The organism is Streptomyces sp. NPDC002537, assembly GCF_053594975.1.
Genome location: NZ_JBSFWT010000080.1, coordinates 1 through 16,215 on the forward strand (window position 1 = coordinate 1; position 16,215 = coordinate 16,215).

Consider the following 16,215-nt stretch of genomic DNA (forward strand, 5'->3'; position numbering starts at 1 on the left):
GGTTGCGGACTACGCCAGCAAAATCAGCCCGTCCGGCGTTTGAGGACGCGGCCGCAGGCCGCCCCCGCCGCAGGCGGCAAGACGACCCGCAGCCGGTATCCGGGGCACGCCCCCGCAGGGAGCCCGCCCCCGCCGCAGGCGGCAAACCGGCCCGCAAGCGGCAACGACCGTGTCAATCCGGTCGCATACGGAAGTCATACCGCCGAGGCAACCGCTCCCCCGGAGCGATCGACGTCCACGTCCGGGTCAGAACGTCGTCCCCCTCCCTCAGGTCGTCGACCTCGAAGCCGCGCTCGAAGATGTCGCGGGCGCCCGCGACATCGCCCTGGGCGAGCAGGACGCGGGCCCGCAGCAGTCGGAAGCGGCCCCGCTCGTGGAGGGCTGGGCGCAGGCGGGCCAGGACGGCCGCGGCCTCGTCCGCCCTGCCGACGGCGAGGAGTGCCTCGATCGTCTCCCGTCCGAGCGCGGCCGTCGCCGCCGTCCATTCGGGACCGTCGTGCCGTACGTCGCAGGCGCCTTCGAAGGCGGCCAGGAAGCGGGTCGCGGCCCGCTCGGGGTGCCCGTCCTGCTGGTCGGCGACGGCGAGGCAGCGCATCGAGGGCCAGTGGCCGTCCGCGATCTGCTCCCAGCTGCGGACCGCCTGCGAGCGGTCCCCCGCGTGCCAGCGGGCGACGCCCAAGTGGTAGGCGACATGGCGGTCGTAGAGGGCGTTGCCGGTCTCGGCGGTCTCCAACTGGTCGCGCCAGTAGGGCGACACCAGCGTGGGCGCCGGGAGTTCCCGCCGCGGCGGGGACATGTAGCCGGAGCGCAGCAGTTCCAGCCAGGGCCGCTGCTCCTCGCCGAGCGTGGCCGGGTCGAAGGGCGTGCCGGGCAGGTCGAAGCGGCCGCGCTCGACCTCGAGGGCGCCCCAGCCGGAGCCCGTGGCCAGGGTCTCCTTGGGGTCGAGGTCGGCGTACGGGCGCCAGGCGGCGTACGCCGCGTCGACGTCGGCCCGCGGCAGCGCCGCCTCCAGCCGGGCCTCGGCCTCGCTCCGGGCGGCGGCCCAGTCGGCGCCGTGCACGGTGTCCGGGTCGGCGGCCAGCGGCCCGTACGCCTCCAGCCAGGCGAACTCCCCTTCCGCTTCGAGCCGTACGTGTTCGAGCTGGGTACGGGCGAGGCCTGCCTGGATCTCGGCGTAGCCGGGGGTGCCGGGCTCGGTCAGCCACTCCTGCCAGCGGCGGCCGCCGCGCCCCGCGCCCCAGACGAAGAGCTTGCGGCCGCGCAGCAGGTCGGTGGAGGTCTGCACCAGGCCGCGGCCGTCCGCGTCCAGGGCGGCGATCCAGCGGCGCGCGCCGTCGGGCACCTCGTAGAAGAAGTCGGCGGCGTGCTCGCTGCGCAGCGGGTACGTGCGGTCGGCGCCGTCGGATCCGGGTACGGGGACGCGGTGCAGGCTGCGGTCGTAGCCGAAGTGCCAGGCCTCGTCGGCGGGGGCGAGGACGCGGCCGGCGGGGGTCTCCGGCACGGCGATGTTGGACCACCAGTAGACGGGGACGGGCCGGTCGTGGGGGTTGCGGACGCGCACGCCCACGTACAGGAAGTCGGAGTCGTCGGGCAGCCACAGGTCGACCTGGAACGGCAGGTCGCGCATGCGCTCCCACTCCCACAGCCGCAGCATCTCGCCGCCGCCGGGCGCGGGCACCCGGGCGGCGTGCAGCGGGGCCGTGGACAGCGGGGTGTGGCCGGTCGCGCCGATGTTCCATTCGATGCCGCCGGAGAACCAGGCGCCGTTGAGCGCGAACTCGGCGGGCTGGACGACCGGGTTGCGGTAGAGCAGCTGGGTGCCCGTCGGCTTGTGCTCCAGGGAGTGGACGCGGCCGCCGAGTCCGGGCAGGACCGTCGCGCGCAGCCGGTCGTTCTCGATGACGACCGCCTCCACGTCGGTGGGCGTGCGCTCACGGGTGTAGCCGTCGCGGCGCCGTACGGGCAGCACGGAGCGGAGCTGGCCGTAGCCGATCTGGCGGGCCATGGCGGCGGGCAGCCGGGCGCGCCGCGCCGCGTCGAGGTGGTGCGGTCCGGGCGGGGGCAGCAGCGCGGGCAGCGGGTTCTCCGGGCCCAGCGGGGCGGCGGGGAGCGACAGCACGGCGCGTCTGATGGTCGTGGGCACGGCAACCTCGTCCTCTCAGGTCTGGACAGCCTCGATCATGTCGGCGGTGATCGCCCAGCGTTCGTGGTCGCGCCATGCCCCGTCGATGAAGAGGTAGTCGGGCGAGAACCCCTCCAGGCGGAAGCCGTGTCGCTTGACCAGTGCCAGTGATGCCGCGTTGCCGGGCTGGACGTTGGCCTCCAGCCGGTGCAGTCCCAGCGGGCCGAAGGCGTGGCGGAGCACGAGCCCCAGGCCCTCGGTCAGGTATCCGCGCCCGGCGGTGGGCGCGAAGGCGCCGTAGCCGAGGTAGCCGCTCCGGAAGGCGCCGCGGACGATGTTGTTGACGTTGACGAATCCGGCCATGGCGCCGTCCGCCTCGGGCAGGCAGACGAGCAGGCCCACGGACTGCTGGGCGTCGAGGCGGTCGACATAGCCCGCGAAGGCGGCGTCGGTCGCGGGCATCGACAGCCACGGGTGGTGCAGTTGTGTACTGGCACGCACGAGGCCGGTGAACTCGGCCGCGTCGGCGTGGGTGAGGGCGCGGAGGGCGACCCGGGGGCCGCGGGCGAGGTAAGGGCCTCGGTCGTGGTGATCGGACACGGATTCATCGTAGGGGCGGGGGCCGACATCGTTGCCGGTCACGTGATCAGACCCACTCCGCCGCATCGGTCCCCCACGCCCCCGGTGGCCGCCGCCAGTCCACCTGTTCACCCTCCACCGTCACGGGCGAGGCCGCGTACCGCATCCGTCCCATCGGGCCGTCCGTTTCCCGCAGCCACTCCTCCGGCTCGTGGGCACCGTCCGGCTCTCCCGCGTCGCGTTCGCCCGTGCCGCCGCCGCTGAGCCACGCCGCCGTCTGGGCGAGCGCGCACCGCGCGAGGTGCGTACCGCCGTTCGCGTGCCGCTCGGTGAGGGCCCGCAGCACGGCCGCCGCGAGCAGGTATCCGGTGCCGTGGTCGAGGGCCTGCGCGGGCAGCCCGCCCGGGTTGCCATCGGGTCCGGCCTCGGTGACGGCGATGCCGCAGGCCGCCTGGACCAGGCTGTCGAAACCCCGCCGGTCGCCCCACGGCCCGTAGGTGCCCCAGGCGCTCAACTGCCCGATCACCAGCCCCGGGCGGCGCTCGGCGAGTGCCTCGGGGGACAGTCCGAGGCGGTCCAGGGCGCCCGGACGGTAGCCGGTCACGACGACGTCGGCGGTGCCGAGCAGTTCCTCGAAGGCGGTGCGGTCCGTGGGCCGCGCGAGGTCGAGTACGGTCGACCGCTTGCCGAACCCCGTGTCGTTGTGCGCCTCCTGACTCTCCGGCAGGTCCGGTGAGTCGACGCGCAGCACGTCCGCGCCGAGCAGCGCGAGCGTGCGGGTGGCCACGGGGCCGGCGATGACCCGGGTGAGGTCGAGCACGCGCAGTCCGTGCGCGGGCAGTCCGGCCCGCGCTGCGGGCAGTTCGCGTGCGGGTCCGGGCCCGACGCGGTCCAGGGACAGCAGGGGCCGGGCCGCGACGGCCGCGCCCTGGGGGTGGGTGGCCCACTCGCCGGGCGTACGGACGGCGACGGCGAGCCCGCCCGCCGCGTACACCGCCTCCTCCACGTCACCGGCCCGCCGCTCCGCGAGCGCGGCGGCGATCCGGGCGGCGAGCGCCTCGTCGGCGCCCGTGTCGGCGATGTCCAGCGCGGCGAGCAGACGGGCGCGGTGGTGCGGGTAGTTGGCGTGCGTACGGGCCCAGCCGTCCGCGGTGCGCCAGAACCGGGAGAGCGGCGCGAAGGAGCTCGCGGCCCGCCCGTCGACGCGCAGGTGCCGCTCGCTGACGAACGCGGTGGCAACTGCTCCGTCGTCCACCGTGACCGTCGGCGGCACGCGCCCGCCCCGCCGGGCCGCCGCCGACTCGGCGGCGGCGAGCGCGCAGACGGCGACGGTGGCCCGCGCGAACTCCCTGACGGGCAGCGTGGAAGGCAGCGTGGCGGCGTCGGGCCCGCCGTACGTGACGGCTTCCGTGAGCGCCGGGTCACCGCCGAGCGCGCCCCAGGCGCGGTGGACCGCGTCGGTCGATCGCTTGATCATCTCCGCAGTGTGACACCGGGCCCGGGGCCGCCGCCAGCGTTTCCCCGGGCCGGACCGAAAGGGGCTGGGTGCGTACCGGGGGTACCCGAATGGGACGATGCCGGGATGCATCCGACACTGTCCCCGATATCCCGTCGCCCGCTCCGCGGCGCGGCTGTGCTGCTCGCGACGGCGGGCCTGCTCGCGGCGTGCGCGAAGGCGCCGGAACCGGTACCACTGCCGGAGCCGTCACCCACCAGCCCACCGGCGTGCCCCGAGTCCGGTCTGACGGTCCGGGCGGGCGCGGTCGACGCCGCGATGGGGCTGCGGGTGATGACGGTCGAGCTGGTCAACTGCGGTACGTCGCACCGGACGGTGAGCGGTTACCCGGACGTCCGCGTGCTCGACGGCGACCGCAAGCCGCTGGACGTCACCGTCGAGCACGGCTCCTCGGACGTCACCGACCTGAAGGGCTTCCCCACCGAGTCCATGCCGGTGGCCCTGCGGCCGGGCGAGCGGGCCGTCGCGGGCCTGACGTGGCGGAACACCGTGACGGATGTGACGAAGCCTCCGGCGAACGGCGCCTACCTGTCCGTCGCCCCGGCCCCGGGCGCGGCCCGCCAGGCCGTCGCCGAGACGATCGACCTGGGCACGACGGGCAAACTCACCACCAGCCCCTGGGCCCGCCCCCGGTCCTCGTAGGACGCACGGAATTTCCGGCCCGGCGGTGGGGAACGCGCCTGCCGTATACGGCACTTCGGCCTGCCGACCGGGGCCCGGTTCGACCGGCCGCCGCGTCAATCGGGGCGGCCGGCGCGGAGGAAGTCGATCAGGCGTGCATAGCTGTCCTCGCCGTGGCCCGCTTCGACCGCGCGGGCCACCAGGTTCCTGAGGAGCTCGGGTAAGTCGGGGGTGACTCCCCGGAGTTCGCTCGCGTGCGTGAGGGTTTCCATGGTCATGAGGTGGAGGTCCAGGGGGAAGCCCTCGCCCGGGTAGTGGCCGGAGTCGATCTGCGGGGCGTACGTGGCCATGAAGGTGCCGACCGTGCGCATCCAGCGCAGGGCCACGTCCGTGAACGCCGTCGCCGGGACCCCGCCGCCGGGGCCGTCCGCGCCGATGAGTGCCGCGCTGTGCAGCCAGCCGGTCAGCGTGGACCACAGGAGCCCCAACAGGGCCGTGTCGTACACCGAGGGCAGGGCCGGGTCGGTACCCAGGTACACCGGGTCGCCCAGCGCGGCGAGCGTCTCGCGGTGCGCGTCGAAGGCGCCCCGGGGGCCGCCGTAGAGCAGGAGGGACTCGGGGTCGCCGATGCCCGGCGGGGTCGCCATGACGACGCCGTCCAGACAGTCGGCACCGTGCCGTTCCGCCCAGGCGGCCGTCTCCCGCGCGTCCGGCGGTGAGCCGGAGGTGAGGTTGACGAGCGTACGGCCCGCGAGGTCGCCGCCCAGCGGGCCGAGGACCTCGCGCACGGCGCCGTAGTCCGTCAGACAGACCACGGCCAGCGGGCTCGCGGCCACGGCCGCGGCGGCCGACGCCGCTTCCACGGCGCCCTTGCCGAGCAGGTCCGCCGCCTTGCCCGGCGTACGGTTCCACACGGTCGTCCGGTGGCCCGCGGACACGAGCGCACCCGCCAGCGCCCCGCCCATCGCCCCCAGACCGAGCACGGTCACCTTCGCGTCCAATTGACGCCCCCCTCGACTGGATTCACTCGCTGACCACCGAATGCTCCCCCGACGGGACGGTTTCTACCCATGTATGGGCGGTCCGTCCACAACAGCCCGCCCCACCGCTTACCGCACACCCGCCCGCGCGGTACGGTCCGCCAAGGGCATGAACGGCCGCGTTCCACAAGCCTCGTTGACAGACGGAGCCCATTGCCTTCCCCGTTCGGGCCCGGAATGATTCGTTCATGAGTGTCACCGAGGCGGAGCGGGTGCGTATGGCCGGACAGGCCGTCGCCCGGCGGGCGCGGATCGTGTGGGCGGCCACGCAGACCATCGCCGACTACGGGCTGGTGGGGGCGTCGTTCGCGCGGATCGCGGAGCGGGCGGAGCTGCCGAGCACTCGTGTGATCACCTATCACTTCAAGAACAAACAGGAGCTGATCGGCGAGGTGACGTCGACGATCCTCGCCGCGCTGGGGCGGTTCGTGTCGGTGCGGACACGGGACGAGACGACCGCCCGGGGCACCCTCCTCGCCTTCCTGCGGGCCAACATCGAGTTCATCGGCGGCCATCGCGTCCAGACGAGCGCGCTGGTGGCGATCTTCACCAACAGCGGCTTCCCGTTCGCCGCGGACGCGCGCGACCGCGCGCGGGCGCCCGTCGAGGCCATCCTGCGCGACGGCCGGGCCCGGGGGGAGTTCGGCGACTTCGACCCCGTCGTCGTGGCCTCGCTCGCCCAGAGCTGCCTGGAGGGCCTCCCGCTGCTCCTGGAGACCCGGCCGGAGCTGGACCTGGCGGCGTACGCCGACGAGGTGGGGCGGACCTTCGACCTGGCCACCCGGCGGCCTGATTGACGGACCGTCAGTCGCGCGGGGCGGCGACGGCGATCGCCGCGGCGTGGCCGGCCCCCACCACGATGTCCGTCAGGGACCAGCCGGGCGGCGCGACCGGGTCCGGGCCGGTGCCGACGTAAGCCGCGGAGAGGGGTTCGGACAGCCCCCTTCCGGTGCCCTTGAGATACGCCTCCTTGCGCGTCCAGCACCGCGCGAAGGCCGCCGCGCGCTCCGCCTCGGGGAGCGCGGCCAGTTCGGCGGTCTCGTCGGGGTGGAGCGCCCGCGCCACCTCGGCGACCGCGCCGGGCGGCTGTTCCTCCTCCACGTCGGCCCCGACCGGAGTGTCCGCGAAGGCGAAGAGCGCGAGGTCACCTGCGTGCGACAGATTGAAGTGGAAGGGGGCTCCGGCCACCGCGGGACGGCCGTGCGGCCCGCCGCAGCCGGGGCACGGCTCACGCGTCAGCACGACCGCCGCCGGGTCGGCCCCGAGGTACGCGCCGAGGAGCCGCCGCAGCGCGAGGTGGCTCGCGGCATAGCGCTCCCGGAGCCGGTCGCGGACGAACGCGGCGGCGCGGGCCCGCTCCCGGTCGTCCAGCACCCGCTCGTACTCCTCCGGTGGCGCGGCCGGGCCGTCGGCGATCCGCAGGAGCCACACGTGCGGCGGCCCTGGGGTCCACGGGCCGGGCGGCGGGGCGTCGCCGAGCGACCGGGGCGCGTGACCGCCGCGTTTGTCCATCGGCTGTTCTCCCGTGGGCGACCGGTCCCCCAGGCTACCGGTCACCCACGGCCTCCGGACCGGCCTCGGCGGCGGCATCCGCCGAGGCCGGAGTCTTCACGCACGGGGAGGTCCGCGAGCGGGCGGTGCGGGTCGCCGCGGGTGAGGTCGGCCAGCAGGGCGAGGAAGCGGGCGTGGTGGGCGGCGAGGCCGTCCCGGTCGTAGAGGGCGGGGTTGGCCTCGTACGCGACGAGCGGGGCGGGGGCTTCCTGGATGTGCACGGTGAGGTCGTCGACGGGCCCGGCGGCGAGGCTGTGCGCGGTGGAGGGGACACCCGCGAAGGCCGGACCGGTGCCGGGCGGAAGGAAGTTGACGCGCGGTCCGGTGACGGACCGGCGGAGGTCCTCGTGCCGGAGGCCCTGGTGGCGGCGGAGGTCCCGGATGCCGAGGACGACCTGGTGGGTGAGTTCGGCGAAGGTGGTGCCGGGGGCGACGGTCAGCCGCAGCGGCAGCACGTTCATGGCCATGCCGGGGGTGCGCAGGGCGACGGATCCCGTCCGGCCCATCACGGGCACCGCCAGCACCACGTCCTCGCCGCGGGTGACGCGCGCGAGGTCGTACGCCTGCGCGGCGCAGACGGCGTCCTTCCAGGTGGCCCGCACGGACGCGGCCAGGCGGCGCAGCCCGTCGGCCGTCGCGGGCGCGAGGCGGGCGGTGCTGCGCAGGGAGGTGGGGGACGGCGGCGCGGTGCGTCCGGCCAGGGTCGGGGCCCCGCTGCCGCCCGCGGGCCCGCCGAGCCAGTGGGCGCGGTCGCGGGCGCGGCGCGGGGAGTCGCGGTAGGCGGCCTCCTCGTCGGCGAGGGCGGCGAGCGGGCCGAAGGGGGTGGGGCCGGGGGCCTGGTGCGTGGCGAGCGCGGAGTAGACCGTGGCGGCACGGCGGGCGACGAGACCGTGGCCGTGGCCGTCGAGGACGGCGTGGTGCGCCTTCTGGTACCACAGCCAGCGGTTCCTGCCCGTGCGGAGGAGGGCGTGGGTGAAGAGCGGGCCGTCCGCGAGGTCGAAGGGGGTGGCCAGGTCGGCTCGCATCCACGCCTGTGCGGCGGCGTCCGGGTCGGGCGCGTCGCGGAGGTCCGCGAGGTGGAGGGCGCCCGGCGTCCGACGGGCCGAAGGCACGCCTTGCGCAAGGGGGTTGACGCTCCGTCCGGGGTTCGGCAGGAGCTGCCGTACGCCCTGGGGCGTGTCCACGATGCGTACGCGCAGGGCTTCCGCTTCGGTCACCGTGCGGTGCAGCGCCTCGGCGAACAGGGTGGTGTGCAACGGGCCGTGGATCTCCAGGTAGCCGGCGGTGCCGAGGGCGGGGCTGGCGGGGTCGGGCCGGTCGGTCCACATGCCCGCCTGAGCCGCCGTCAGCGGCAGGGGCGCGGGCGGGCGCCGGGTTCCGGGGACGGGCGGGCGGTCCGGGGTGCGTACGGCCGGCCGGGGGTCGGCGGTGCGGCGGCCGCGCTGCCGGCGCTGTTCGAGGGTGAGGGTCACGGTGGTCACGCCCCTTCGAAGAGGCGGTCGGTGGTGGTGACCACGGCGCAGGTGGCGGCCGCCCAGCGCAGCGCCATGGCGTGGTCCTCGGCGGAGAAGTCGGCGACGGCGTCGGCGACGAGGAAGGGCTGGACGTCGTGCGCCCAGGCGTCGCAGGCGGTCGTCATGACGCCGATGTGCGCGTACACGCCGACGACGACCAGTTGGTCGCGGCCCTGTGCCGCGAGGCGTCCGGCGAGGTCGGTGCGGGCGAAGGCGCTGTACTTCCGCTTCGTCAGCACGGTGTCGTGGCCGGTGGGGGCGACGGCGGGGGCGATGGCCCGCGCGTGCTCGTCGTCCGGTACGCCGGGCCCCCAGAAGTCCTGCTGGAGGCCGCGTTCGGCGGGGGTCTGGCCGCCGGGCTGGACGGTGTGGACGACAGGGACGCCGAGCCGCTCGCATCTCCCCTTGAGCGTGCGGACGTTGGCGAGGAGTTCGGTGAGGGGCGGTTCGCCCGCCGCGAAGGCGCCGAGGAAGTGGTTCTGGAGGTCGTGGACGAGCAGGACGGCGCGGTCCGGGTCAGCGGTCCAGCCGACCTTGTTGGCGGGCAGGTCGTCGGCGCGCGGCATGGGGTAGGGGGCGATGGCGGGCAGTGCCATGGCGGCCTTTCGGATGGGGGGAGGGAGCGGGGCGCTCGGGGCGCGCCCCGCTCGGTCGTACGGGGCCGGGACGGCCGGTGAGGGTCCGTCAGGCGCGCAGCGTGGCGCCGCCGTCGACGTAGAGGTCGTGCATGGTGATGTGCCGGGCGCGGTCGGAGACCAGGAAGGTCACGGCCTCGGCGATGTCGGAGGGTTCGGCGATGCGGCCGAGCGGAATGCCGACGCGGTAGGCGGCCGGGTCGCCCTCCACGGCACGTCGGGCCGCCTGTTCGTCGGACCACAGGTCGCGTTGCATGGCGGTGTCGGTGGCGCCGGGCGAGACGACGTTGCAGCGGACGCCGCTGCGGGCCAGCTCCAGTCCGAGGCATTTGGTGAACATGGTGGCGGCGGCCTTGGAGGCGGCGTACGCGGCCATGCCGGTGCGGGGCACTCCGGCGGCGTTGGAGCCGACGGTGACGATGCATCCGGCGCGGCGTCCGGCCATCCGGCGGGCGACGGCCCGTGACGTGTGGAAGACGCCGGTCGAGTTGACGGCGAAGGTGCGGGCCCATTCCTCGTCGGCGATCTCGACGACGGGGGCCGGGCGGAGCACTCCGGCGACGTTGACGAGGATGGCGAGCGGGCCCACGGCGCGTTCGACCTCGTCGACGACGGCTTCGACGGCGGCGCCGTCGGTGACGTCGGCCGTGTGGGCGGTGACGGTGCCGGGGCCGAATTCGGCCGCGAGGCGCTCGATGCCGTCCGGGGTGCGGTCGAGGGCCGCGACGCGCGCGCCCTGTGCGACGAGGGCGCGGGTCACGGCCTCGCCTATGCCCTGTCCGGCGCCGGTCACCAGCGCGACGCGGCCGGAGAGTTCTGACTGCTGCACGGCGGCTCCCTCGATTCCGCTACCGACTAAGGTAAGGCTTACCTTACATGACGGGTCGTGCCGATCGGAGCCCGCCCGTCCGCTCACCGCACGAGCTCCAGGACGGGTATGCCCGGCACCGTCACCCCGAAGGTCTGCGCGTAGAGGGAGAGTTCCGCGTGCAGCGCCCGGACCATGGTGTCGGTGCGGCGGAAGCCGTGCCCCTCCCCCTCGAAGGTGAGGTACGCGTACGGCACGCCCCGCCCGGCCATCGCCGCCGCGAAGCGCTCGCTCTCCCCGGCCGGGCAGACCGGGTCCTCCAGCCCCTGGAGCAGGACGAAGGGCGCCGAGATCCGGTCCACCCCGTACAGCGGCGAGCGCTCGCGGTAGAGGTCCTCGGAGAGCGGGCCCACCAGCGTCTCCAGATAGCGGGACTCCAGGTCGTGCGTACCGCCCCGGGCCCAGCTCAGCAGGTCCAGCACGGGATACGCGATGGCGGCGCAGGCGTAGAGGCCGGTGGAGACGAGCGACGCGGCCGCCGTCCAGCCGCCCGCGCTGCCGCCGCGGATCGCCAGCCGTGCCCGGTCCGCGGTGCCCTCGTCGGCGAGCGCCGCGGCGACGGCCGCGCAGTCCTCGACGTCGACCGTGCCCCACTGTCCGCGCAACCGGTCGCGGTACTCCCGGCCGTAGCCCGTCGAGCCGCCGTAGTCGACCTCGGCGACGCCGATGCCGCGCGAGGTGAAGTAGGCGATCTCCAGGTCGAGCACGAGCGGGGAGCGGCCGGTGGGCCCGCCGTGCGCCCACACCACGAACGGCGGCAGCTCGCCGTCGGGCGCCGCGTGGTCGGGGCTGTGCGGCGGGTACACATGGGCGTGGATCTCCCGGCCGCCCGGTCCGGCGAAGGTACGGACCGACGGCTCGGGGTAGTAGGCGGGGTCCACGGTGTCGGTGTGCCGGGCGCCGATCGCGCGGGCCCTGCCGGTGCAGGTGTCGAGCTCCACCACCTCGTACGCGGTCCGGGTGCCCGCCGCGACGCCGACGGCCCGGGAACCGCTCACCCCCAGGGTCGGGGCCCACTCCGTCCAGGGCCCGGCCGCGTCCGCGATCTCACCGGTCGCGGGGTCGAGTATGCCGAGGACCGCGGCGCCCCTGCCGTGCACCACGGCGATCAGGCCGTTGGCCAGCGGTGCGAACCAGCGCTCCCCCATATGCCACAGCGGGCCCCCGAACTCCTCCGCCCGCGGGCAGATGTTGACGCTGTGTCCGGTGTCCGGGTCGACGCGGTGCAGATTCCACCAGCCGCCGCGGTCGGTCACCGCGAGCAGCGCGCCGTCCGGCCCCCACTCGGCCTGGGCGACGGACTCCGCCGGCCCGCCCAGCACCGTGCGCACATCGGTCAGGCGGCCGTCGGCGGTGACCCGCGCGGTCTTCAGCTCGCTGCCGTCCCACGGCATCCGCGGGTGGTCCCAGGCGATCCAGGCCGCCCGCCCGCCGTCCGGGGAGAGCCGCGGCCCGGTCACGAAGCGGTGGGAGTCGTCGGTCAGTTCACGGACCGCGCCCCGGTCCTCGGCCGCCGAGCCGTCCAGGGGCACGGCCGCGAGCACCCGGCGGACGTCGGTGGGCCCCTCGCCCGTGAACTCCTCCAGCACACACCACACTTCGCCGCGCTCCGGGAGCAGCACGGGGTCGGCCCAGCGCAGCCCGCCGCCGACCGGGGAGACCGGTGTCAGGGGCCGGGGCGCGCCGCCGTCCGGCGCGTCGGGCTCGTGGACGTGCAGCCGCTGGTCGGCGAAGTGGACGAAGACCAGCAGCGGGCCGCCGTCGGGCCGGGGCACGGCCGCCCAGGGGCGGCCGCCGTACTCGATGACCCTGCTGCGCACGTTCCAGGGCGCGGCGAGCGCCGAGGTCTCGCCGCCGCCGGGCCGCCGCCGCACCAGGGTGTAGCGGCCCGCCTCCGCCGGGCGTGGGGCCACCCACCACACCTCGTCGCCGACCGTGTCCACGTAGTCCGGTCTGCCGCTGCCGTCCGCCGCGTGCCGGGCCTCGATGGGCGACTGCCAGGCTCCGTAGGGCGCCGTGGACACCATGCTCGTCACATCTCCTCATAGAAACAAAGGGGGGTGGTGGGTCAGAGGTCCAGCAGGAAGTGGTCGAGCACCCTGACCCCGAAGTGCAGGCCGTCGGCCGGGACCCGTTCGTCGACGCCGTGGAAGAGCGCCTGGTAGTCGAAGCCGTGCGGCAGCCGGACCGGGGCGAAGCCGTAGCCGACGATGCCCAGGCGGGCGAACTGCTTGGCGTCCGTGCCGCCCGACATGCAGAAGGGCACCGCGTGCCCGTCCGGGTCGAAGCGTTCGAGCGCGGCGCGCATCCTCGCGAACAGCGGGGAGTCGACGGGGGCCTGGAGCGCGTCCTCGTCGTGGTAGAACTCCCAGTCCACGTCCGGGCCGGTGAGCCGGTCGAGGGTCGCGACGAACTCCTCCCTGCCGCCCGGCACCGTCCGGCCGTCCACGTGGCCGACGGCCAGGCCGGGGATGACGTTGACCTTGTACCCGGCCTGCAGCATCGTCGGGTTGGCGCTGTTGCGCAGCGTCGGGGCGAGCAGCGCGGCGGCCGGGCCGAGCTTGCCGAGCAGGTCCTCCACGTCGAAGTCCGGGGCGTCCGGGTCGGTGTCGATGCCGTGCAGCGCGGCGATCTCCAGCAGCGCCGCCCGGACGGTCGGGGTGAGCCGCAGCGGCCACGTGTGCTCGGCGACGCGGGTGACGGCGGCCGTGAGCGCGGCGACCGCGTTGTCCTTGTTGGCCTTCGAGCCGTGGCCCGCGGTGCCGCGCGCGGTCATCCTGAGCCAGGCGGTGCCGCGCTCCCCCGCCGCCACCGGGTAGAGCCGCAGCCGCGGGCCCGCGTGGAAGGTGTAGCCGCCGGACTCGCCGATGCCCTCCGTGCAGCCCTCGAACAGGCCGGGGTGCTCGTCGGCGAGGAAGCGGGACCCGACGACGCCGGTGTCCTCCTCGTCCGCGGTGAAGGCCAGTACGATGTCGCGGCGCGGCCGGACCCCGGCGCGCGCCCAGGCCCGGACCACCGCCAGGACCATCGCGTCGGTGTTCTTCATGTCGATCGCGCCCCGGCCCCACACCACCCCGTCGCGCACCTCGCCGGAGAACGGGTGGACGGACCAGTCGGCGGGCTCGGCGGGCACCACGTCCAGGTGGCCGTGCACGAGCAGCGCGTCGGCCCGCGGGTCGGTGCCCCCGATCCGGGCGACGACGTTCGTCCGGCCCGGCTCCTTCTCCAGCAGGAGGGGCTCCAGGCCCGCCTCCGCCAGCCGTTCGGCGACGTACTCGGCGGCCGGGCGCTCCCGGCAGTCCCCGCCGCCGCGGTTGGTGGTGTCGATGCGGATCAGCTCCGAGGTGAAGCGCACCGCCTCGTCCAGGGCCCGTCCGTCGATGCGTTCCACTCCGGCCGCTCCGGTCTCAGCCATATTCTTCCTCCACGGCGGCCGACACGACGGTCGTGACCGCTTTGAAGCAGCGAATGCCCTCGTACATGGTCGGCGTGGTGTAGGCGACCCGGCGCTCGCCGCTCTGCTCCACGCCCGGGACGCAGGTCGCGGCCCCGGCGAGGTGCTCGGCGTCGAATTCCAGCTCCATGGTGAACGGCCCGCCCCGGACCGGCTCGTGCCGCACCGCCAGCGGAACGGCCTCCCGGGCCGCGTCCCTGATCTGCGCGGCCGTGCGCGCCGGCGGGCGGCACACCGCCGCGTACCGCGAGACACAGTCCTTGACGGCGACCGAACGGGCCCCGGGGGCATAGCCCTTGGCGTCCTCGCAGGTCCGGTCGTCACCCGTCACCAGCACCACGGGCACACCGTATTCCGCGACGACCAGAGAGTTGAGCAACCCTTCGCTGGCCCGCGCGCCGTCCACCCAGACGCCGGTGAGCTGGTTGGCGAGATAGGTGTGCGCGAGGACGCCCTGGGCGCCCGCGGCCGCGTGGTAGCCGACGAAGGCGATGCCGTCGACGTCGCCGTGCTGGACGCCCTCGACCATGCTGAGCGTCTTGTGCTTGCCGGTGAGCATCTCGACGCGCTCGTCCAGCTGCTCCAGCAGGAGGTTGCGCATGCTCCAGTGCGCCTCGTTGACGAGGACCTCGTCGGCCCCGCCCGCGAAGAAGCCGACGACGGCGGCGTTCACGTCGGACGTGAACATGTGGCGGCACCGCTCCCACTGCGGCGTGCCGGGCAGTACGTCTGCTGGCCAGGTGACGCCGGTGGCGCCCTCCATGTCCGCGGAGATCAGGATCTTCACCATGCGTCAGTGATATCGCAGGCGGGGGCCGGGCGCACGGGTGCCGGCGGGTACTTTTCGCCCGGGGCCGCCGCTCCGGGTGCGGGGCACGGGCCGGCGCAGCGCCCACCGACGAGTGAATCCCCCCGCGCGGCCGGGGCGCGTGGATAGCTGTACGCACCCGGAGTACACCGTCTGTTGAGGGGATACCGATGCGTATTCGCCATGCCCTGGGCACCGTTGTGCCCGTCCTGCTGCTGATCGCCGGGCTGTGTCCGGGCGCGCGCGCCGCGAACGGGGCGCTCACCGTGGAGTACGAGCGGTGCCGGGCGGGCACCGGTGTGGCCGGGACGGTCTGTCTCCCCGAGACGGTGCGGCAACGCACCGAGAATCCGCAGGCGGGCCAGTGCATCGAGCTGCTCTCCGGCGGGCACACCGAGGTCCGCCGGATCGTCAACGGGACGGGCAGCCGGGCGTACTACTACGCGGACAGCCACTGCGTCCGGCGGCTGGGCACGCTGGCGCCGCGGACGGCGGTCGGGAACGTGGCGGCCCGCGGCGTGCGGTTCGCGAGCTGACCGCGGCGGGCGGCCGGGGGTCACCGCGCGGCCGCCCTGCCGCGGAGGCGGCGCAGCATCCGCGCGTCCTGGAAGCCGACCGCGCGGGCGGCCGCCTCGACGGTCGAGCCCTGGGCGATGAGGTGTTCGGCGCGCTCGACCCGGAGCTCCTGCTGGTAGCGGAGCGGGGTCAGGCCGGTGGCGGCGGTGAAGCGGCGGGTGAGGGTGCGCTCGCTGAGGCCGCAGGCCCCGGCGAGCGCGGCGAGGGCGAGCCGGTCGGTGAACCGGGAGTCGATCAGGTCCTGTGCCCGGTGGACGGCGTCGCTGAGGTGGGCGCGGTGCCGCAGCATGGCGCCGTTCTGCTGCCCGTCGCCGTTGCGGCGGGCGTAGACGACCATGGAGCGCGCGACGCGGGCGGCGGCGGCCGGGCCGGACCGCGCGGCCACGAGGTGGAGCGCGAGGTCGATGCCGCTCGCGACGCCCGCGGAGGTCGCGACGCGGTCGTCGAGGACGTGGAGCACGTCGCGGACGACCTTCGCCCGGGGGTGGCGCAGGGCGAGTTCGTCCTGGAGGTCGTGGTGGGTGGTGCAGCGGCGCCCGTCGAGCAGCCCGGCCCTGCCGAGGGCGTCCGCGCCCGCGCACACGCTGGCGACCGTGCCGCCCGCCGCGTGGTGGGCGGCCAGCCGTCCCAGTGTCGCGGCGGTGAGCGCGCCGTTGTCGCGCAGGGTGCGGGCGCGCCACCCGGGCACGACGACGAGGTCGTCCGGTGTGAGCTCCGGCCACTCGACGGCGGCCCGGAGCGTCACGCCCTGGGCGGTGGGGACGTCCTCCCGCTCCGCCACGTGTGCCAGGGCGTGGTGGTACCCGAGGTCGGCCGCGGTGGAGAACACCTGGGCGGGCCCGGCGAGGTCCAGCAGGTGCAGCTGCGGGACGAGCAGGAAGACGACCCGTGTCACGGTCGGTCAGCTCCTCTGCGGTGGCGGTCCGGCGGG

15 protein-coding genes are annotated in these 16,215 nt (G+C 75.1%); 3 read left to right on the forward strand and 12 right to left on the reverse strand.

From position 1 onward, the window contains the following. Positions 1-172: 172 nt before the first annotated feature. Genes ACWD4A_RS28090 through ACWD4A_RS28100 form a run of 3 tightly spaced genes read right to left on the reverse strand, consistent with a single transcriptional unit; the run spans position 173 to position 4,178 of the window. Entirely contained in the window at positions 173-2,143 is a 1,971-nt protein-coding gene (locus ACWD4A_RS28090; RefSeq protein WP_451198178.1) for a DUF5107 domain-containing protein, read from the reverse strand. A 15-nt stretch (positions 2,144-2,158) separates the two neighbouring features. Continuing rightward, complete coding sequence (locus ACWD4A_RS28095; RefSeq protein ID WP_451198179.1) at positions 2,159-2,722, reverse strand: GNAT family N-acetyltransferase; 564 nt, start codon at positions 2,720-2,722, stop codon at positions 2,159-2,161. Between the two features lie 46 nt (positions 2,723-2,768). Beyond that, the gene (locus tag ACWD4A_RS28100) at positions 2,769-4,178 is read right to left on the reverse strand and encodes a CoA transferase (protein WP_451198181.1); all 1,410 of its coding nucleotides are present in this window, start codon (positions 4,176-4,178) and stop codon (positions 2,769-2,771) included. A gap of 105 nt (positions 4,179-4,283) precedes the next feature. Between ACWD4A_RS28100 and ACWD4A_RS28105 the strand changes: the two genes are divergently transcribed. After that, positions 4,284-4,859, forward strand: a complete 576-nt coding sequence (locus tag ACWD4A_RS28105) for a DUF4232 domain-containing protein (protein ID WP_451198182.1) — start codon at positions 4,284-4,286, stop codon at positions 4,857-4,859. 95 nt (positions 4,860-4,954) lie between these two features. On the opposite strand, the gene ACWD4A_RS28110 is transcribed toward ACWD4A_RS28105, so the two are convergent. Further along, a complete protein-coding gene (locus tag ACWD4A_RS28110) occupies positions 4,955-5,839 on the reverse strand; it encodes an NAD(P)-dependent oxidoreductase (RefSeq protein WP_451198183.1) in 885 nt (294 codons plus the stop codon). Positions 5,840-6,066: 227 nt separating this feature from the next. Between ACWD4A_RS28110 and ACWD4A_RS28115 the strand changes: the two genes are divergently transcribed. Further along, positions 6,067-6,675, forward strand: a complete 609-nt coding sequence (locus ACWD4A_RS28115) for a TetR/AcrR family transcriptional regulator (RefSeq protein ID WP_451198184.1) — start codon at positions 6,067-6,069, stop codon at positions 6,673-6,675. Positions 6,676-6,682: 7 nt separating this feature from the next. Here the strand turns inward: ACWD4A_RS28115 and ACWD4A_RS28120 are convergent, their stop codons facing one another. The 7 genes from ACWD4A_RS28120 to ACWD4A_RS28150 all read right to left on the reverse strand — a co-directional run bounded on the left by ACWD4A_RS28120 (position 6,683) and on the right by ACWD4A_RS28150 (position 14,687). Then, complete coding sequence (locus ACWD4A_RS28120) at positions 6,683-7,435, reverse strand: 4'-phosphopantetheinyl transferase family protein (RefSeq protein WP_451198185.1); 753 nt, start codon at positions 7,433-7,435, stop codon at positions 6,683-6,685. After that, positions 7,432-8,910, reverse strand: a complete 1,479-nt coding sequence (locus ACWD4A_RS28125) for a condensation domain-containing protein (protein WP_451198187.1) — start codon at positions 8,908-8,910, stop codon at positions 7,432-7,434. Before ACWD4A_RS28125 ends, ACWD4A_RS28120 begins: the two co-directional genes overlap by 4 nt. Beyond that, positions 8,907-9,539, reverse strand: a complete 633-nt coding sequence (locus ACWD4A_RS28130) for an isochorismatase family protein (protein ID WP_451198189.1) — start codon at positions 9,537-9,539, stop codon at positions 8,907-8,909. The genes ACWD4A_RS28125 and ACWD4A_RS28130 overlap by 4 nt, the downstream gene beginning before the upstream one ends. A gap of 88 nt (positions 9,540-9,627) precedes the next feature. After that, positions 9,628-10,407, reverse strand: coding sequence for a 2,3-dihydro-2,3-dihydroxybenzoate dehydrogenase (locus ACWD4A_RS28135; RefSeq protein ID WP_451198190.1), 780 nt, complete (start codon positions 10,405-10,407; stop codon positions 9,628-9,630). An 83-nt stretch (positions 10,408-10,490) separates the two neighbouring features. Continuing rightward, positions 10,491-12,473, reverse strand: coding sequence for a dipeptidyl-peptidase 5 (locus tag ACWD4A_RS28140; RefSeq protein ID WP_451198192.1), 1,983 nt, complete (start codon positions 12,471-12,473; stop codon positions 10,491-10,493). 41 nt (positions 12,474-12,514) lie between these two features. Then, positions 12,515-13,861, reverse strand: a complete 1,347-nt coding sequence (locus tag ACWD4A_RS28145) for a M20/M25/M40 family metallo-hydrolase (protein WP_451198194.1) — start codon at positions 13,859-13,861, stop codon at positions 12,515-12,517. Further along, positions 13,854-14,687 (reverse strand): M55 family metallopeptidase, encoded by an 834-nt coding sequence (locus ACWD4A_RS28150; RefSeq protein ID WP_451198220.1) that lies wholly within the window; start codon positions 14,685-14,687, stop codon positions 13,854-13,856. The genes ACWD4A_RS28145 and ACWD4A_RS28150 overlap by 8 nt, the downstream gene beginning before the upstream one ends. A 191-nt stretch (positions 14,688-14,878) precedes the next feature. On the opposite strand from ACWD4A_RS28150, the gene ACWD4A_RS28155 reads away from it, so the two are divergent. Then, complete coding sequence (locus ACWD4A_RS28155) at positions 14,879-15,244, forward strand: hypothetical protein (RefSeq protein ID WP_451198196.1); 366 nt, start codon at positions 14,879-14,881, stop codon at positions 15,242-15,244. Positions 15,245-15,264: 20 nt separating this feature from the next. Here the strand turns inward: ACWD4A_RS28155 and ACWD4A_RS28160 are convergent, their stop codons facing one another. Then, a complete protein-coding gene (locus ACWD4A_RS28160; protein WP_451198198.1) occupies positions 15,265-16,179 on the reverse strand; it encodes a GlxA family transcriptional regulator in 915 nt (304 codons plus the stop codon). Positions 16,180-16,215 lie beyond the last annotated feature (36 nt).